Raw genomic sequence first — 16304 nt, forward strand, 5'->3', positions numbered from 1 at the left:
ACGGTCGGGCTCTGACCCCGGTTCGCAGTCCGCGGCTGAACACCGGGGTCAGAGCCCCTGAAAGCAACACCGGGCTCTGACCCCTATAACCCCGGCACAAACTCCGCCCCCTGCTTCACCTGCGCCGTCGACGGCTGCAAGGCCGCGCCGATCGCTTCCGCACGCCCGCCCAGGCAAGGCGCCAAAAAGTTCTCGGCTACCGCGTTGAAGGCAATATTATTGACCGGCCGCGCAAAGCCATGTCCCTCGTCGGGGAACACGACATACGTCACCGGAATTTTCCGTGCATTCATCGCCGCCACGATCTGGTCGGACTCGCGCACGTTCACGCGCGGGTCGTTGGCGCCCTGGCCGATCAGCAGCGGGCGCGCGATACGGTCGGCGAAGTTCAGCGGCGAGCGCGCCTTCAGCAGCGCGCGGCCGGCCTCGGTGGTCGGGTCGCCCATGCGCTTGTAGAACTGCTGCTTGAAGGATTCCCAGTACGGCGGGATGGTTTCCAGCAGCGTGAACAGGTTGGACGGACCGACGATGTCGACGCCGCAGGCGAAGTTGGTCGGCGTGAAGGTCATGCCGGCCAGCGTCGCGTAGCCGCCGTAGGAGCCGCCCATGATCGCGACCTTGTCGCGCGTGGTGATGCCGCTCTTCACCGCCCAGTCGACCGCGTCGAGCAGGTCATCATGCATCTTGCGGCCCCATTCCAGGTCGCCCTTCGAAATGAAGCCCTTGCCGAAGCCGGTCGAGCCGCGGAAGTTCACCGACAGCACCGCATAGCCGCGGTTGGCCAGCCACTGGTGGTAGCTGTTATAGCCGTAGCCGTCGCGGCCCCACGGTCCGCCGTGCACCAGCAGCACCATCGGGACCGGACGCACAGCCCTGGCGCTGCCGCCAGGATCGGCGCTGGCATCGACGCCCTTCGGCAGCGACAGGTAGGACACCAGCGTCAGGCCGTCGCGCGACTTGATTTCCTGCGGATGCATCGCCACCAGCGGCGCGCCTTCGAGTTCCGGACGCATGGTGAACAGCTTGGTCAGGCGCTTGCCCTTGCGCTCGTACAGCCAGGTCGAGGCCGGCGCCGTGACCGGGTCGGCCGCCACGATCCACTTGTCGTCGGCATCGCTACGCGCCATTACCGAAAACTCGGCTTTCAGCTTGTCCTTCAGCGTCTTCAGGTCGCCCGCCAAGACGTCGCCGACCGGGATGTATTCGCTTTTGAGATAGTCCAGTTCATAGGCCTGCAGGCGGCCAGTGCGCACGTCGAACAGGGCCGAGCCGATGTCGGCACGCGCATCCTGGGCCACCACCTTGGCGACGCCTTCGGCGACGTCCTGCGCCATCAGCGCCGCGGTGTCGCGCCCGCGCGCGTCGGCCCAGTACAGGGTCTTGCCGTCGACCGTAAAGCCGAGCGGCATGGTGGTCAGCGCATCGTCGAGGCCGACCTGCACGAAGGGCGTGGCCTCGGCCTTGCCCTTGGCCACCCGGAAGTAATCGGTGCCGCCGTCGCTGCGCGACTTGGCCAGCAGGCGCAGGTTGAGCTGCTCGTCGGCGACGAAGCTGGCGTACCCGTCGTTCTTGTAGACCAGGGTCAGCTCGCCGCTCTTCACGTTCAGGCTGTACAGGTCATGCCAGCGCGCGTCGCGGTTGTTGATGCCGATGAGGATGCGGTCCTTCACCTGGCGGCTGATGTTGACCAGTTCCACGCGCGTCTTGTCGAACGGCGTGTACAGCGTCTGCTTGCCGCCGGCGACGTCGACACCGTACAGCAGGAAGTTCTCGTCGCCGCCCTTGTCATTGATGAACAGCAGCGACCTGGAGTCCGGCGACCAGAACGCGGTGCGGATCGGACGGGTCTTTTCGGCCGTCAGCGGATGCGCGGCGTCGGGCTTGTCGAAGGGCGCGACCCAGACGTTCAGCACGCCGTCGCGCGGCGCGATCCAGGACAGCCACTTGCCGTCGGGGCTGATGCGGCCGGCGGTGCGGGTCGGATTGCCGAACAGCTTGGCGCGCTCGATGAGCGGGGTTTCGGCTGTGGGTTTGGACGGCGCCTGGGCGGAGGCGGCTGGGAGGAAACTGAGTGCGAACGATGCGACCAGGATGGTACGGAGCATGTTGACCTCGCGGCAGGGATGATGGCAAATACTAAACACATTGTTAACGAAGGTAAACATATGTATTGACAACGCCTTGTAATAACGCGGTCATGCAGCGGTGCAATCATCCCGCCACTTTTATCGATCGGAGTGCCGCACGATGCGTCTTGCCCCTGCCCTAGTTCCTCTCCTGGCCCTGCTGTCCGCCTGCAGCAGCGACGACCCTGGTCCGCCGGCCCAGTCCACGCCCCCGGTGGCGGCTGCCAACCCGAGCGTTGCCTTCATGACCGACGTCCACTTCGAAAACGTCTACGGCGACTTCAAGAGCACGCAGTTCGCCGGCATCCCGACCAAGGACGGCAAGAACGCGACCATCCGCACCATGTATGCGCAGCTGACCTCGACGCGCCTGTTCAACGAAAACTACTTCGCCTTCCGCGCCGCGCTGGACGACGCCTATGCCAAGGGCATCCGCCTGGTCGCCCTGCCCGGCGATTATTCCGACGACGCCCAGCCGATCAACATCAACGGCATCGCCGACATCCTGAAGGAATACCAGGCCAAGGGCATGCGCTTCTTCATCGCGCCGGGCAACCACGATCCGAACGAGCCCTACGACGACATGGAAGCGGGAAAGAACGACTTCCTGACCAAGGATGGCAAGGAGCAGAAGGTGTACGCGACCGCGAACGCCGCCTGCAAATCCAAGGATCCGGCGGTTGTCTGCAGCGACGAGCTGATGGAACAGGGCTACGAAAAGCTGGTCGCCAAGCTGGCCGACTACGGCTTCATGCCGAACAAGGCCGATCTGCTGTGGGAAACCCCGTTCACCAGATACGCCAACAACAGCTACAGCTACGACGCCGCCGTGACCCAGGGCGCGCTGGCGAACCGTACCTATGAAATCTGCGCGGAGGGCGAAGGCGGCACCTACAAGGCGGCCGGCGAAGCCAAGCTGGGCAAACCCTACACGCGCTGCGCATCGATGATCGACACCAGCTACCTGGTGGAGCCGGTCAAGGGTGTGTGGCTGCTGGCGATCGACGCCAACGTGTTCGTGCCGAACGCGAACTTCGACCCCGCCAACCCGAAGAACTTCAAGGGCTACGACGGCGCCGGCAACGCCGGCTGGAACAAGGTGCTCACCCACAAGGCGCACCTGGTCGAGTGGATCAAGTCGGTGTCGGCACGTGCCAAGCTTGAAGGCAAGCAGCTGATGGCCTTCTCGCACTACCCGACCATGGATTTCTACGCCAACCAGACCGACGCCATGAAGGCGGTGTTCAAGCCGGGCGCCTTCCAGACCGCGCGCGTGCCGGATGCCGCCACCACGGCCGCGCTGGCCGCTACCGGCCTGCGCCTGCACGTGGGCGGCCACATGCACTTCAACGGCACCAACGATTACACCGACGGCAGCGGCAACTACCTGGCCAACGTGCAGTCGCCGTCGCTGGCCGTCTATGGCGCCGCCTACAAGATCATCAACTACAAGGACCTGGATACGGTCGATGTACAGACCGTCCCCTTGACCACCGTCGCGCGCTTCAACGAACTGTTCCCCTACTACCAGGTCGAGTACGACTACCTGCAGGGCAGCAGCGCCGCCGGCGATGCCGCCAAGCGCTGGAACCGCGCCATCCTCGATACCCGCAGCTACGGCGACTACACGCGCTACTACTTCGGCGAGCTGTCGCGCCTGCGTTTCATGGACGAGTACTGGCCGTGCGAGATGAAGGAAGCAGCGATGGCGCTGAACGCCAAGCAGATGCTGATCCTGTCGCAGCTGCAGACCAAGGTGACGCTGGCGCAGCTGAAGGACGTGCCAAACGTGGTGCCGTTGACGGCCAGCTGCGCCGCGGCCGGCACCGCCTCAGGTACCAGTGTCGCAGCCGCACAGCTGGCGACCGACTGGGCGGACGCCACTGCCCGTGCCGACAAGCTGGCCAGCGCCGCCGGCCTCAAGCTCGACGACTTCGCCAAGATCACGGCCTACGACTTCTATGGCGATTTCCACCGCACCGTCTACGCCGGCGAACTGGCCCTGCGCGACATGGGCGCCGAGCGCGTCAGCCAATACAAGGTGCTGATGGGCGCCTTCCCGGCCGGCCCGGCGACCATCGTGCGCATCGGCGACAAGATCTCGGACCAGAATCCGGTACAGGTGGCGTTCCAGAACCAGTTCAAGCAGGTGTTCGCGATCTTCAAGGGCCTGGGGTCGGCCAAGCCGAGCGATCATTTCACGATCGACTTGAAAGGGAAGAAGATCAGCAATGCGAATGGCAATGGCTTGAGCTTCAACTGAAGCGCTGGACCCATCCGAAGCGTGCGGTGCGCCAGTGCCGCACGCTCATGACGCACTCAGGCCTGGCGCCCCAGCGCTTGCGCGATCTTCTGGTCGGTCTTGTACTGGCTGAGCGCATAGACAGCCCAAATGGTCGCCGGGATCCAGCCCAGAACAGTCAGTTGCAGGATCAAACAGATGATGCCGGCGACAGGTCGGCCGATCGTGAAGAAGGTCAGCCAGGGCAGGAACAGGGCAAGGATGAGTCGCATTCGTCTTTCTCTCTCGGATGCCCCTGAATCCGCGGGGCGCCGGCCGGGCTCATGCCCGCCTTTTAGATACACTAATTTCCTTGGAGAATTATACCGAGCTATGTCTGGCTGAATGTCTCCAAAACTCACCCCTACATAAAACTGCTTATCCAGCTTCACAACCACTCATCCTGCATTTGGCGCAGTCCGTCGGAAGAGACTAGTCCATTCGGCGCCAAGGATTTACAGTGATCCCATCGACACAGGAGGATCACATGAACAAAGCTCCCTTACGCAGATTCGGCGCCATGCTGAAAGACGCCGCCCGCGACATCGCCGTCATGCCCTGGCCAACCCTGCTGGTGTACTGCATCGCACTGGCGATTGTCCTCACGCTGCTGGTCAGCATCCTGCCGCTGGCGCTGTTCCTGTTCGCCGCCTTCATGGTCATCAAACTGGTGGTCGTCGCCTTCGTCGTCCATACCCGCCGCGGCCGCCGCGACCATTACGAACTCTGATAGTCAAGACCGCCATGCGAGCCAGCCAGATCAACCACGTCCTCGACTTTCTGCGCCAAGCCATCAATGAAGCCAGCAAATGGTGGTGGCGCTTTTTCGACTGGGTGGCGGTGGTCGAGTGGCGGCGCCTGTTCCTGACCTGGTTCGTGGTGCTGATGTGCTTCGGCGTGCTGAACACGCCGCAGCCGGCGGTCTGGTACATCTTCATCTCGTTCGCGGTCAAGGTGCTGGCCGGCGGCAAGCGCAAGGCCGAGCTGGTGGCGCGCGATGCGACGCTGCAGGCCAACGTGGCCACCCTCGAGCGGCGTCTGATGGAAGCGCAAATGGCGGCGCTGCAGGCCCAGGTGGAACCGCACTTCCTGTTCAACACGCTGGCGCTGATCGGCCAGCTGATCGAGACCAATCCGCAGGAGGCAGCGCGCGTGCATGCCCACCTGATCGACTACCTGCGCTCGACGCTGCCGCAGATGCGCGCGCGCGACGGCAGTACCCTCGGCAAGCAGGTCGAGCTGTCGCGCGCCTACCTCGCCATCATGCAGGCGCGCATGAAGGAACGCCTCGGCATCAAGTTCGAAGTGCCGCTGTTCCTGCACAGCGCACCCTTCCCGCCGATGATGCTGCAGACCCTGATCGAAAACAGCATCAAGCACGGCCTGGAACCGAAGATCGAAGGCGGCACCGTCACCGTGCGCGCCCAGGTGGTGGGGTCGACGCTGCAGGTCGAGGTGTGCGACGATGGCGTCGGCATCGATCCGCATGCGGACGACGGCGTCGGCCTGGCGAATATCCGCGAACGGCTGCAACTGCTGTATGGCGCGCAAGCCGAACTGGCGATCGCCACCCCGCCCGGCGGCGGCGCCTGCGCCACCATCCGCCTGCCCTACAAGATGATGATGGAGGATGCATGAGCAATCCGGTCACCGCCCTGATCGCCGACGACGAAGCGCCGATGCGCGACCTGCTGCGCGCGCGCCTGCACACGGTCTGGCCGGAACTGCAGATCGTGGCCGAAGCCGCCAACGGCGTGCAGGCCGTGGAACTGGGGAGCCAGCACAAGCCCGACATCGCCTTCCTCGACATCCGCATGCCGGGCCTGTCCGGCATCGAGGCGGCGCGCCAGCTCTACACCCATTCGCACATCGTGTTCGCCACCGCCTACGACCAGTACGCGCTGGATGCCTTCCAGCAGGGAGCGCTCGACTACCTGCTCAAGCCGGTATCGGCCGACCGCCTGGCGACCACCTGCGCGCGCCTGCGCACGCGGCTGGAGACGCGCCATGGCGCCAACCGGGAACCCGAAGCGCCGGAGATCGGCCAGCAACTGGCCCGGCTGACGGCGCTGCTGGAAAACAAGGGGCAAGCCAAGCCGAAGACCGGCTACCTGCGCTGGATCCAGGCCCAGGTCGGCGCCAGCCTGCGCATGGTGAGCACGCGCGAAGTGCTGTTCTTCCAGGCCGACGACAAATACACGCGGGTGCAGACCGCCACCTCGGAATTCCTGATCCGCAAGACGCTGAAAGAGTTATTGGACGAGCTGGACCCGGACGAATTCTGGCGCATCCACCGCTCGACCCTGGTGCGGGTCGATGCCATCGCCGAAGTGTCGCGCGACGTGCGCGGGCGCCAGATGCTGCGGCTGAAGAACTTCGACGGCGAGCAACTCGAAGTGAGCCGCAACCACAGCTACCTGTTCCAACAGATGTGAAGCGCGCCGGCTGCTGGTAGCATGAGGCCAACCACATCGACAGGAGCCGCCCATGCCTTCCATCGTCGTACCCTGCCTGCGTTACCGCGACACGCCCGCCGCCATCAACTGACTGTGCGAAGTCTTCGGCTTCGAATGCCAGCTCGCCATCCCCGGCACCGGCGATGCCGTCGCCCATGCGCAATTGACGCTGGGCGAAGGCATGATCATGCTGGGTTCGGTCAACGACGAAGGCGAATACGGCCGCCTGCTGGCCCAGCCCGACGAGATCGGCGGCCGCGAGACCCAGACCGTCTACCTCCAGGTCGACGATGCCGACCGCGTGTGCGAGCGCGCGCGCAACGCCGGCGCCACCATCCTGCAGGAGCCGGCCGATACCGAGTTCGGCACGCGCGGCTTCCTGTGCCGCGATCCCGAGGGGCATGTGTGGAATGTCGGGACCTACAACCCCTGGGATGCGGAAGCGCTCTTCAAATAAACAGCCTACGTAGGGTGGGCACCCTGTGCCCACGCGGAAGGCGTGCAAGCGGTTGGCTTTTCAAGCGTAGACGTGGGCACGGGGTGCCCACCCTACAACTTTAGCCGAATAGGCCTTCGTCGGAGCCGTCACCATCGAAGAAGCCGCCGCTGCCTTCGTCGGCGCCACTGTCGAACAGGCCCTGCCCGCCGCCATCGCCGCCACCGCCGCCGAGCGACTGGTCAACGTCGCCCAGGCCGGCCTGGTCGGCCAGGCCGCTGCCCGACTGGTCGCTGAACAGGTTGTTGCTGGTGTCGTCGCTGTTCAGCAGGTGATTCGCGCCGCCGCCGCTCTCATGGTGGCCGAACATGTTTTCCAGACCATTAAACAGGAAACCACCCGCTGCAACGCCGGCCGCGGTCGCCGCGATCGTGCCCAGGGTGCCGCCGAAGCCGCCGCGCAGGAAACCACCCTGCGGCGGTTGCTGGTATTGCGGCTGATACTGGGGCTGGTATTGCGGTTGAGATTGCGGCTGGTATGGGTCACGCTGGTACTGCGGCTGTCCCCCGTTCGGATAGGAGGCCGGACGGGAAGCGCCACTGTTGCCCCACTCGTTGGCATCCAGGAAGCGGCCGTCGCGATCTTGCTGGCCGGAACGCTGACGGTTCACCTGGTTTTCCAAATCGGCGATCTGGGTCTTGGCATTTTTCAGCGCGGTTTCCACCAGTAGTGCGCGTTGCACCAGCAGGTAGGCGGCGTCGGGCTGCTGGGCCACCGCGCGCTGGATGATGGCGTCGGCTTCGGGATCCTTCTGGATGCCCCGGGCCTGGACCAGCTGGGACAGGAAATCGGTCAACATCTGTGATTCTTGCGGGCTCATGGCATGGCCTCCTCATTAATATCCGGATAAGACTTATGTTGAGGGCATGATCAGGATTTCAAGGCCAGGCGCATGCGCAACTGTTCCGGTTCCATCAAAAAACCCTGTTTCTCGGCCGGCTCGCCGCCATGCACCGTCGCCACCGACACGATTTCGAAGCCGCCGAGCAACATCGTCATCGCCACCTTGATTTCCAGCATCGCCAGATACCGGCCGGGACAGGTGCGCGGCCCGCCGCCGAAGGGCATCGACACCTTCTTGTCGATGCGCTCGTCGAGCCAGCGCTGCGGGTCGAATTGCGCCGCATTGGCGACCCAGGCGTCGTCGACGCTGCTGCTGCGCATCACGCACCAGACCAGCGTGCCCTTGGCGACCTGGACGTCGCCGACCGTGGTGTCGGCCAGTGCCTCGAACGGCAGGAAGGCTGCCGGCGGCTTCAGGCGCAACGCTTCGCTGGCGCAGGCCTCGATGAAGTCGAGCCGGTCCATCTGCTCGATCGTCAGGGCGTCCAGGTCGGGGGCCACGCCCTGCACCTCCGCGCGCGCCCGCGCCAGCACCTGCGGGTGGGTGTGCAGCAGCCAGATCAGCCAGGCCAGGCTGTTCGAGGTGGTGTCCTCGCCGGCCAGCAGCGTGGTCAGGACGTTGCCCGCAACCTCGCGCGCGCTGACGCCGCTGCCGGCCTGCGCGGCGGCGGCCAGCATCGCTTCCAGCATGTTGCGCGGCTGTTCGGCCCGCGACGGATCGGCGCGCATGCGCTCGCGGGCGCGTTCGACCAGCTCCGCGGCCGCGCCGCGCACCACCGCCACGCTGCGCTCCAGCCGGTAGTCGCGCGGCAGTTTCAGGTAGCGCCAGTAGGGAAACGGCGCTAGCGTGCGCCGCGCCACCGCCGGCAGGATGGCGTCGAGATTGCGCTGGATGGCGTTGTCGCCGGTTTCGATGGTGTTGACGTCGGTGCCGAAGGCGAGGCCGGCGATGATGTCGATGGTGTACAGGCGCAGCTCGGCCCCAAGGTCGAGGGCGCGTCCGGCCCGTGCCGCCGCTGCCCAGCGCCACTGCAGGCGCCGCGCCACCTGCACCAGCGATGGAAAATAGGCTTTGACGGCGTGCGGCGCAAAGGCTTGCATGACCATGCGGCGCTGGTTACGCCAGTCGCTGCCTTCGGCTTCGAACAGGCCGTCGATGCCGCCCAGCTCTTCGGCTACCCGGGCGGTGGCGCTGGGACGGCGGAAGGTGGCGGGCCGCTCGCGCAGCACCTGGGCGATCAGCGTGTGGTCGGCCACCACCAGCATCGGCGTGCGGCCCAGCGCCACCCGGAACAGCGGGCCGTATTCGCGCGCCCAGTGTTCCATGTCCTGGTGCAGGCGCGCGCGGTGCAGCTGGTGCAGGTTGCCCAGCAGCGGCAGCGGACGCGGTCCCGGCAGGTCTGCCAGCCGGCGGCAGCGCCTAGCCAGCGCATCGACGTGGTCTTGCATGGGCATCTCCAGCAAGTGGGATGCCGCTAGTCTAGCAATAAATACAACGAAAAAATACGCGGCCGCCACGTGGGCGGCCCCTATGATCGACTAGTTTACTTTTGCAGATCGCGGCCGCCGAAAGCGTTCGGCAGCTGGGCGGCGGCGGTGGTTTCCATCAGGTCGCCCTTCAGGTTGGTCAGCACGACCGGCAGGTCGTTGCCGCCCAGTTCCAGCACCACCTGGCGGCAGGCACCGCACGGGGCGATCGGGCCTTCGGTGTCGCCGATCACGGCCAGCGCCGTGAAGTCGCCCGGCTGGTAGCCGTGGGCGATGGCCGAGAAGAAGGCGGTGCGCTCGGCGCAATTGCACAGGCCGTAGGAGGCGTTTTCGACGTTGCAGCCGCGGAAGATGCGGCCGTCCGTGCATGCGAGGGCGGCGCCGACCTTGAAGTTGGAGTATGGGGTGTAGGCCAGGTCGCGGGCGGCGCGGGCTTCTTCGATCAGTTCTTGGTATTTCATGAGTTATCCTAAACGTCGCCCCTGCGAAGGCAGGGGCCTAATTTGCACGCGTTTCGATAGCGCGTAAAACTTGGGCCCCTGCCTTCGCAGGGGCGACGGTGGTGAGCTTACGGGCGGATCGTTTTATAGATCATCGGCTGCGCCGCCGGCTTGTCGAGCGCAATGCGGTACGCCGCCTGCACCTCGCGCACCGCGCGCTCGGCCGCCTCCTGGGTGCGCGCATGCACCAGCGCCAGCGGCTGGCCGGCGTCGACCTTGTCGCCCAGCTCGGCCAGCCCGGTCAGGCCGACCGCATAGTCGATCGGATCCTGCGGACGCACGCGGCCGCCGCCCAGGCCGACCACGGCCAGGCCCAGACTGCGGCAATCGGTCGACGCGGCGTAGCCCGACGCCAAGGAAGGCACCGGCACCACGATCGGCGCCTTGGCCAGGTGGGCTTCCGGATTGTCCATCAGGTCGGCCGGGCCGCCCAGCGCGCTCACCATGCGCGCGAAGCGCTCGGCGGCTTCGCCGGAGTCGAGCGCGCGCTGCAGCCTGGCCAGCGCTTCTTCGGTGGTCGCGGCCAGGCCCGAGATCACCAGCATCTCGGCGCACAACGCCATCGTCACTTCGTGCAGGCGTGCCGGGCGCGACGTGCCGGTCAGGTAGTCGATCGCCACGCGCACTTCGACCGCGTTGCCGGCCGCCGGGCACAGCGACTCGTTCATGCCGGTCAGGATCGCCGAGGTGCGCGTGCCGGCACCGTTGCCGACCTGGACGATCGACTCGGCCAGCTCCACCGATTTCTCGTAGGTCGGCATGAAGGCGCCGCTGCCGGCCTTGACGTCCATGACCAGGGCGTCGAGGCCCGCCGCCAGCTTCTTCGACAGGATCGAGCCGGTGATCATGGCCACCGATTCCACGGTCGCCGTGGTGTCGCGGATACTGTAGAAGCGCTTGTCGGCCGGCGCCAGCTGGGCGGTCTGGCCGATGATGGCGACACCGACTTCCTTCACCACTTTCTTGAACAGCTCGGGGTCGGGAACGGTCGAGTAGCCGGGAATCGAATCGAATTTGTCGAGCGTGCCGCCGGTGTGGCCCAGGCCGCGGCCCGAGATCATCGGCACGTAGCCGCCGCAGGCCGCGATCATCGGGCCCAGCATCAGCGAGACCACGTCGCCGACGCCGCCGGTCGAGTGCTTGTCGACGACCGGCCCCGGCAGGTTCAGCGACTTCCACTCCATGACCTGGCCGGAATCGCGCATCGCCAGCGTGAAGGCGACGCGTTCGTCCATGTTCATGTCGTTGAAGTAGACGGCCATGGCCAGGGCCGCGATCTGGCCTTCGGTGACGTCACCGTTCGGGATGCCGCGTACGAAGAACTGGATTTCTTCCTTGGTCAGGGTGCCGCCGTCGCGCTTTTTGCGGACGATTTCTTGGGGGAGGAACATACGATTACTCTCAAAAGGATCGTAGGGTGGGCACTCCGTGCCCACGCGTGACGCCTGTACTGAGCCGGCTTCCGCGTGGGCTCAGGGAGCCCACCCTACGTTGACGCCAATGGCGCCGCATTTTTATAAGGTATCAGACGCCGTACGGAATCCAGATATTCTTCACCTGGCTCGCATGCTGCAACACCGCCCGTCCGCACGCCTGCTTGGCATCGAACCAGTCGCGGCCCTTGGCGCCGCCGACCCAGGTGCGCTTCAGCGATTCCGACGACAGGCGCTCGACTTCGGCGCAGCCCTCTTCCGAGCCGTCGTGGCGCCACACGGCATCCACGTCGAAGTGCGTCGCCAGCGTGCGTGCCAGTTCGTCGCTCGATCCGGTGACGATGTTCAGCGCGCCGCCCGGCAGGTCGGAGGTGTCGAGCACCTGGTACAGGTCCAGCGCCGACAGCGGATACGCTTCCGACGGCACCGCCACCACGCGGTTGCCCAGCGCCAGCGCCGGTGCCACCAGCGAGATGAAGCCCAGCAGCGGGTTCTCGTTCGGGCAGACGATGCCGATCACGCCGACCGGTTCGTTCAGGGCGACGGCGATGCCGTGCATCGGCGGCTGGTGCGCCAGGCCGTCGTACTTGTCGGCCCATGCGGCCCAGTAGAACAGGCGCTCGATCGAGGCCTGCACTTCGCGCTCGGCGTTCTTGCTGCCGGTCTGCGCGGCGATGCGGGCGACGAATTCGTCGGCGCGCGCGGCCAGGTTCTCGGCGATGTAGTACAGCACCTGGGCGCGGTTGTGGGCGGTGGCCTTGGCCCAGCCGGACGCCTTGTGCGCGGCTTCCACGGCATTGCGGATGTCCTTGCGGCTGCCCTCGCCCACGTCCGCCAGGAAGCTGCCGTTGCTGCCCACGATCGCGCGGCTGTAGCCGCTGTCCGGGCGCGCCTGCTTGCCGCCGATGTACAGCTTGGCGGTGCGGTCGATCTGGAACGGGTTGGCGCTGGCGCCGGCGTCGGCCGGCTTGGACTTGGCCTTGTCGGCGCGGCCCTTGTCGGCCAGCAGCGGCGCTGCCGGACGCGCATCTTCGGCGCGCAGCGTCAGGTATTCGTACATGCCTTCCTTACCGCCTTCGCGGCCGAAGCCCGATTCCTTGTAGCCGCCGAAGCCGCAGGCCGCGTCGAACTGGTTGGCGCTGTTGATCCAGACCACGCCGGCCTTGATCTGCGGCGCCACGTCCAGCGCCAGGCTGATCGACTCGGTCCAGACGCAGGCGGCCAGGCCGTACACGGTGTTGTTGGCCAGCTGGATTGCTTCGCCCGGGGTGCGGAAGCTCGAGGCCACCAGCACCGGGCCGAAGATCTCGGTCTGGGCCACGGTGGCGGTGGTCGAGGCGCCGGTGATCAGGGTCGGCAGGTACCACGAGCCGGCGGCCGGGGTTGCATGGGCCGGCTGCCAGACTTCGCAGCCCTCGGCGCGCGCCGATTCGACCAGGCCGTGGATGCGCTGCTGCTGCACCGGATCGACCAGGGCGCCGATGTCGGTGGATTTATCCAGCGGCGAGCCGACGCGCAGGGTCTGCATGCGCGCCTTCACCTTGGCGATGAAGCGCGGGTAGACCGACTCCTGCACCAGCAGGCGCGAGCCGGCGCAGCAGACCTGGCCCTGGTTGAACCAGATCGAGTCGACCAGGCCTTCGACGGCCGCGTCCAGATCGGCGTTGTCGAACACGATGAACGGCGACTTGCCGCCCAGTTCCAGCGACAGCTTCTTGCCGCTGCCGGCGGTCGCCTTGCGGATCAGGCGACCCACTTCGGTCGACCCCGTGAAGGCGATCTTGGCGATGGCCGGGTGCTTGACGATGGCTTCGCCCACGCGGCCGTCGCCGGTGACGACGTTGAACACGCCCGGCGGCACGCCGGCCATCTCGCACATCTCGGCGAACAGCAGCGTCGTCAGCGAGGTGTACTCGGCCGGCTTGAACACGATGGTGTTGCCGGCGGCCAGAGCCGGGGCCACTTTCCACGCGAGCATCAGGAGCGGGAAGTTCCAGGGCACGATCTGGCCGACCACGCCGACGGCGCGGTAGTCCGCGAATTCTTCCGACTGCAGCTGGGCCCAGCCGGCATGGTGGTAGAAGTGGCGCGCGGCCAGCGGGATGTCGGCGTCGCGCGTTTCGCGGATGGTCTTGCCGTTGTCCAGGGTCTCGAGCACCGCGAACAGGCGCGCGTGCTTTTGCAGCAGGCGCGCCAGCGTGTACAGCACGGTGGCGCGGCCGTGGCCGCCCATGGCGACCCAGGCCGGATGGGCGCTGCGCGCCGCTTCCACGGCACGCTCGACGTCCTCGTTGGTCGCCTGCGTCACCTGCGCCAGTTCGCTGCCGTCGGCCGGGTTGAAGGTGCCGAAAGTCTCGGCAGGCTCGGTCCACTTGTTGTCGATGAACAGGCCGAAACGGCGGCCATGCTGGTCCAGCCACGCTTGCGCTTCCTTGGTGCTCTCTGGAGCGGGACCGTAATCCATAGTTTGCAGAATCTCTTTAATTGTTGGCATGACGTGTCCGTGTGCTTAAGGTTGCGCGTGGCGGTGAACGGCCGAATAGGAGCCGGTGACGTAGTGTTCGAGCTGGCGCTCGATGTCGGTCAGCAGGCTGGACGCGCCGATACGGAACAGGTGCGGCTGCAGCCATTCGTTGCCCAGTTCTTCCTTCATCACGGTCAGGTATTGCAGCGCGGCCTTGGCGGTGCTCACGCCGCCCGCCGGCTTGTAGCCGACCTGGAAACCGGTACGCTCGTAGTAGTCGCGGATGGCGCGCACCATCGTCAGCGACACGGGAATCGTCGCGTTCACGCCTTCCTTGCCGGTCGAGGTCTTGATGAAATCGGCGCCGGCCATCATGCACACCCACGAGGCCTTGGCCACGTTGTCCAGCGTGACCAGTTCGCCGGTGGCGAGAATCGCTTTCACGTGCGCTTCGCCGCACGCCTGGCGGTAAGCCACCATCTCGTCGTACAGCGCCTGCCAGTTGCCGGTCAGGACGTGCTGGCGCGTGATCACGATGTCGATCTCGGTCGCGCCGGCGGCCACCGACAGCTGGATCTCGCGCAGCTTGGTCTCGAGGCTCGAGAGACCTGCCGGGAAGGCGGTCGACACCGCGGCGATCGGCAGGCGGCCCTGCAGGATCTCGCCGGCCGGCTTGATCATCTCGTGGTACACGCAGACGGCGCCGGTGGTCAGGTTGTCCAGGCCCAGCGCCTGCATCAGGTCCGAACGCAGCGGACGCATCGCCTTGCGGCACAGGCGCTCGACGCGGCCCGGGGTGTCGTCGCCCGACAGCGTGGTCAGGTCGATGCACTCGATGGCGCGCACCAGCCAGGCCGCCTGGTATTCCTTCTTGACCGTGCGGCGGTTCGCCAGGCTGGCGGCGCGGCGGTCGGCGGCGGCGCGGTTGACCGTCAGGTGGTTGATCCAGCCCAGGTCGAGACCCATGGCGGTGTTACGTTTGAAATCCAGGTTCTGGGTCATAGCAGAGCGGTTCCGTTAGCGAGGGGTTTGACGCCGAGGTGCTTGGCCAGCGTGGCGCCGATGTCGGAGAAGGTGTCGGCGACCGGCAGTTCCGTGGCTTGCGCGGCCGGACCGAAGAACAGCACCGGGATGTGTTCGCGGGTGTGGTCGGAGCCGGCCCAGGTCGGATCGCAGCCGTGGTCGGCGGTGATCACGACCAGGTCGCCTTCCTTGAGCTTGCTGGTGAATTCCGGCAGGCGCGCATCCAGCTCGTGCAGCGCGTTCGAATAGCCGGCGACGTCGCGGCGGTGGCCGAAGTGCATGTCGAAGTCGACGAAGTTCACGAAGCTCAGCGATTTTTCCGGGGCAGTGTCGGCCACTTCCAGCAGGCGGTCGAACAGGGCCATGTTGTCGGCGCCCTTGATCAGTTGGGTCACGCCCTGCGCCGCGAAGATGTCGCTGATCTTGCCCAGCGCGATGACCTCGCCACCGGCATCCTTGACATGGTCGAGCAGGGTCGGCGCGACCGGCGGCACGGCGTAGTCGTGGCGGTTGCTGGTGCGTTTGTAGTTGCCGTTGCTGCCTGTGAACGGGCGCGCGATCACGCGGCCGATGTTGTACGGCTTGACCAGTTCGTAGGCCGCTTCGCACACCTGGTACAGCCGCTCCAGGCCGAAATGCTCTTCGTGGGCGGCGATCTGCATCACCGAGTCGGCCGAGGTGTAGATGATGACCTTGCCGGTCTTGACGTGTTCATCGCCCAGCTCGTTGATGATGGTGGTGCCCGACGCGTGGCAGTTGCCGAGCCAGCCGGCGACGCCGGTGATCTCCTGCAGTTTGTCGGTCAGCTCTTGCGGGAACGAAGGCACGGTCTTCGGGAAGTAGCCCCAGTCGAACAGCACCGGCACGCCGGCGATTTCCCAGTGGCCGCTCTGCGTGTCCTTGCCGGTCGACTGCTCGCGCGCGACGCCCCAGGCGCCGGTGAAGCCTTCGCGTTTCTGGAAGCCGGCCGGCCATTCGCCGCTGGCCTTGTGCGCGGCGGCGCCGAGGCCGATGGTTTCCAGGTTGGGCAGGTACATCGGGCGGCCGCTGTCGGCGGCCCACTTGGCGATGTGGCCGAGGGTGTTGGCGCCTGCGTCGCCGTATTTGTCGGCGTCGGGCAATGCGCCGAGGCCGAAGGAGTCAAGCAGGAGGATGAATGCGCGTGACATATGATTTATCTCCACGTCGCCCCTG

Annotated in this window: 14 protein-coding genes; 5 read left to right on the forward strand and 9 right to left on the reverse strand. The window is 66.1% G+C overall.

What is annotated here, in order from left to right; genetic code table 11:
* Positions 1-83: 83 nt before the first annotated feature.
* Entirely contained in the window at positions 84-2105 is a 2022-nt protein-coding gene (locus tag U1H99_RS17355) for a S9 family peptidase (protein ID WP_323142969.1), read from the reverse strand.
* A 142-nt stretch (positions 2106-2247) separates the two neighbouring features.
* Here U1H99_RS17355 and U1H99_RS17360 point away from each other — a divergent pair, with 142 nt between their 5' ends.
* Positions 2248-4389, forward strand: coding sequence for a metallophosphoesterase (locus U1H99_RS17360; protein WP_323142970.1), 2142 nt, complete (start codon positions 2248-2250; stop codon positions 4387-4389).
* Positions 4390-4445: 56 nt separating this feature from the next.
* Here U1H99_RS17360 and U1H99_RS17365 read toward each other — a convergent pair whose 3' ends face one another.
* Complete coding sequence (locus U1H99_RS17365) at positions 4446-4640, reverse strand: YqaE/Pmp3 family membrane protein (protein ID WP_323142971.1); 195 nt, start codon at positions 4638-4640, stop codon at positions 4446-4448.
* A gap of 254 nt (positions 4641-4894) precedes the next feature.
* On the opposite strand from U1H99_RS17365, the gene U1H99_RS17370 reads away from it, so the two are divergent.
* From U1H99_RS17370 to U1H99_RS17385, 4 genes are all read left to right on the forward strand, one after another.
* On the forward strand, positions 4895-5137 hold the full coding sequence (locus tag U1H99_RS17370; protein ID WP_323142972.1) for a hypothetical protein: 243 nt from the start codon (positions 4895-4897) through the stop codon (positions 5135-5137).
* 14 nt (positions 5138-5151) lie between these two features.
* The gene (locus U1H99_RS17375) at positions 5152-6045 is read left to right on the forward strand and encodes a sensor histidine kinase (RefSeq protein WP_323142973.1); all 894 of its coding nucleotides are present in this window, start codon (positions 5152-5154) and stop codon (positions 6043-6045) included.
* Positions 6042-6842: a LytR/AlgR family response regulator transcription factor gene (locus U1H99_RS17380; protein ID WP_323142974.1), complete on the forward strand. Its 801-nt coding sequence runs from the start codon at positions 6042-6044 to the stop codon at positions 6840-6842. The genes U1H99_RS17375 and U1H99_RS17380 overlap by 4 nt, the downstream gene beginning before the upstream one ends.
* Positions 6843-6954: 112 nt before the next feature.
* A complete protein-coding gene (locus U1H99_RS17385; RefSeq protein WP_323143266.1) occupies positions 6955-7320 on the forward strand; it encodes a VOC family protein in 366 nt (121 codons plus the stop codon).
* Between the two features lie 100 nt (positions 7321-7420).
* Here the strand turns inward: U1H99_RS17385 and U1H99_RS17390 are convergent, their stop codons facing one another.
* The 7 genes from U1H99_RS17390 to U1H99_RS17420 all read right to left on the reverse strand — a co-directional run bounded on the left by U1H99_RS17390 (position 7421) and on the right by U1H99_RS17420 (position 16279).
* Entirely contained in the window at positions 7421-8179 is a 759-nt protein-coding gene (locus U1H99_RS17390) for a DUF2076 domain-containing protein (RefSeq protein ID WP_323142975.1), read from the reverse strand.
* Positions 8180-8229: 50 nt separating this feature from the next.
* The gene (locus U1H99_RS17395; protein WP_323142976.1) at positions 8230-9651 is read right to left on the reverse strand and encodes a cytochrome P450; all 1422 of its coding nucleotides are present in this window, start codon (positions 9649-9651) and stop codon (positions 8230-8232) included.
* 95 nt (positions 9652-9746) lie between these two features.
* The gene (locus tag U1H99_RS17400; protein WP_323142977.1) at positions 9747-10151 is read right to left on the reverse strand and encodes a cytidine deaminase; all 405 of its coding nucleotides are present in this window, start codon (positions 10149-10151) and stop codon (positions 9747-9749) included.
* Between the two features lie 107 nt (positions 10152-10258).
* Complete coding sequence (gene deoA, locus U1H99_RS17405) at positions 10259-11581, reverse strand: thymidine phosphorylase (protein ID WP_323142978.1); 1323 nt, start codon at positions 11579-11581, stop codon at positions 10259-10261.
* Positions 11582-11714: 133 nt separating this feature from the next.
* Positions 11715-14117: an aldehyde dehydrogenase family protein gene (locus tag U1H99_RS17410; RefSeq protein WP_375341627.1), complete on the reverse strand. Its 2403-nt coding sequence runs from the start codon at positions 14115-14117 to the stop codon at positions 11715-11717.
* Positions 14118-14132: 15 nt separating this feature from the next.
* Complete coding sequence (deoC, locus tag U1H99_RS17415) at positions 14133-15089, reverse strand: deoxyribose-phosphate aldolase (protein WP_323142979.1); 957 nt, start codon at positions 15087-15089, stop codon at positions 14133-14135.
* Positions 15086-16279 (reverse strand): phosphopentomutase, encoded by a 1194-nt coding sequence (locus U1H99_RS17420; protein ID WP_323142980.1) that lies wholly within the window; start codon positions 16277-16279, stop codon positions 15086-15088. The genes deoC and U1H99_RS17420 overlap by 4 nt, the downstream gene beginning before the upstream one ends.
* Positions 16280-16304 lie beyond the last annotated feature (25 nt).

This window comes from Massilia phyllosphaerae (genome assembly GCF_034659755.1).
Lineage (GTDB): Bacteria > Pseudomonadota > Gammaproteobacteria > Burkholderiales > Burkholderiaceae_D > Telluria > Telluria phyllosphaerae.

What these genes read in the sequence shown, in the direction of transcription:
- U1H99_RS17355 (WP_323142969.1), bottom strand. Translation starts at nt 2,105, where the DNA reads ATGCTCCGTACCATCCTGGTCGCATCGTTCGCACTCAGTTTCCTCCCA.
- U1H99_RS17360 (WP_323142970.1), top strand. Translation starts at nt 2,248, where the DNA reads ATGCGTCTTGCCCCTGCCCTAGTTCCTCTCCTGGCCCTGCTGTCCGCC.
- U1H99_RS17365 (WP_323142971.1), bottom strand. Translation starts at nt 4,640, where the DNA reads ATGCGACTCATCCTTGCCCTGTTCCTGCCCTGGCTGACCTTCTTCACG.
- U1H99_RS17370 (WP_323142972.1), top strand. Translation starts at nt 4,895, where the DNA reads ATGAACAAAGCTCCCTTACGCAGATTCGGCGCCATGCTGAAAGACGCC.
- U1H99_RS17375 (WP_323142973.1), top strand. Translation starts at nt 5,152, where the DNA reads ATGCGAGCCAGCCAGATCAACCACGTCCTCGACTTTCTGCGCCAAGCC.
- U1H99_RS17380 (WP_323142974.1), top strand. Translation starts at nt 6,042, where the DNA reads ATGAGCAATCCGGTCACCGCCCTGATCGCCGACGACGAAGCGCCGATG.
- U1H99_RS17390 (WP_323142975.1), bottom strand. Translation starts at nt 8,179, where the DNA reads ATGAGCCCGCAAGAATCACAGATGTTGACCGATTTCCTGTCCCAGCTG.
- U1H99_RS17395 (WP_323142976.1), bottom strand. Translation starts at nt 9,651, where the DNA reads ATGCAAGACCACGTCGATGCGCTGGCTAGGCGCTGCCGCCGGCTGGCA.
- U1H99_RS17400 (WP_323142977.1), bottom strand. Translation starts at nt 10,151, where the DNA reads ATGAAATACCAAGAACTGATCGAAGAAGCCCGCGCCGCCCGCGACCTG.
- deoA (WP_323142978.1), bottom strand. Translation starts at nt 11,581, where the DNA reads ATGTTCCTCCCCCAAGAAATCGTCCGCAAAAAGCGCGACGGCGGCACC.
- U1H99_RS17410 (WP_375341627.1), bottom strand. Translation starts at nt 14,117, where the DNA reads ATGCCAACAATTAAAGAGATTCTGCAAACTATGGATTACGGTCCCGCT.
- deoC (WP_323142979.1), bottom strand. Translation starts at nt 15,089, where the DNA reads ATGACCCAGAACCTGGATTTCAAACGTAACACCGCCATGGGTCTCGAC.
- U1H99_RS17420 (WP_323142980.1), bottom strand. Translation starts at nt 16,279, where the DNA reads ATGTCACGCGCATTCATCCTCCTGCTTGACTCCTTCGGCCTCGGCGCA.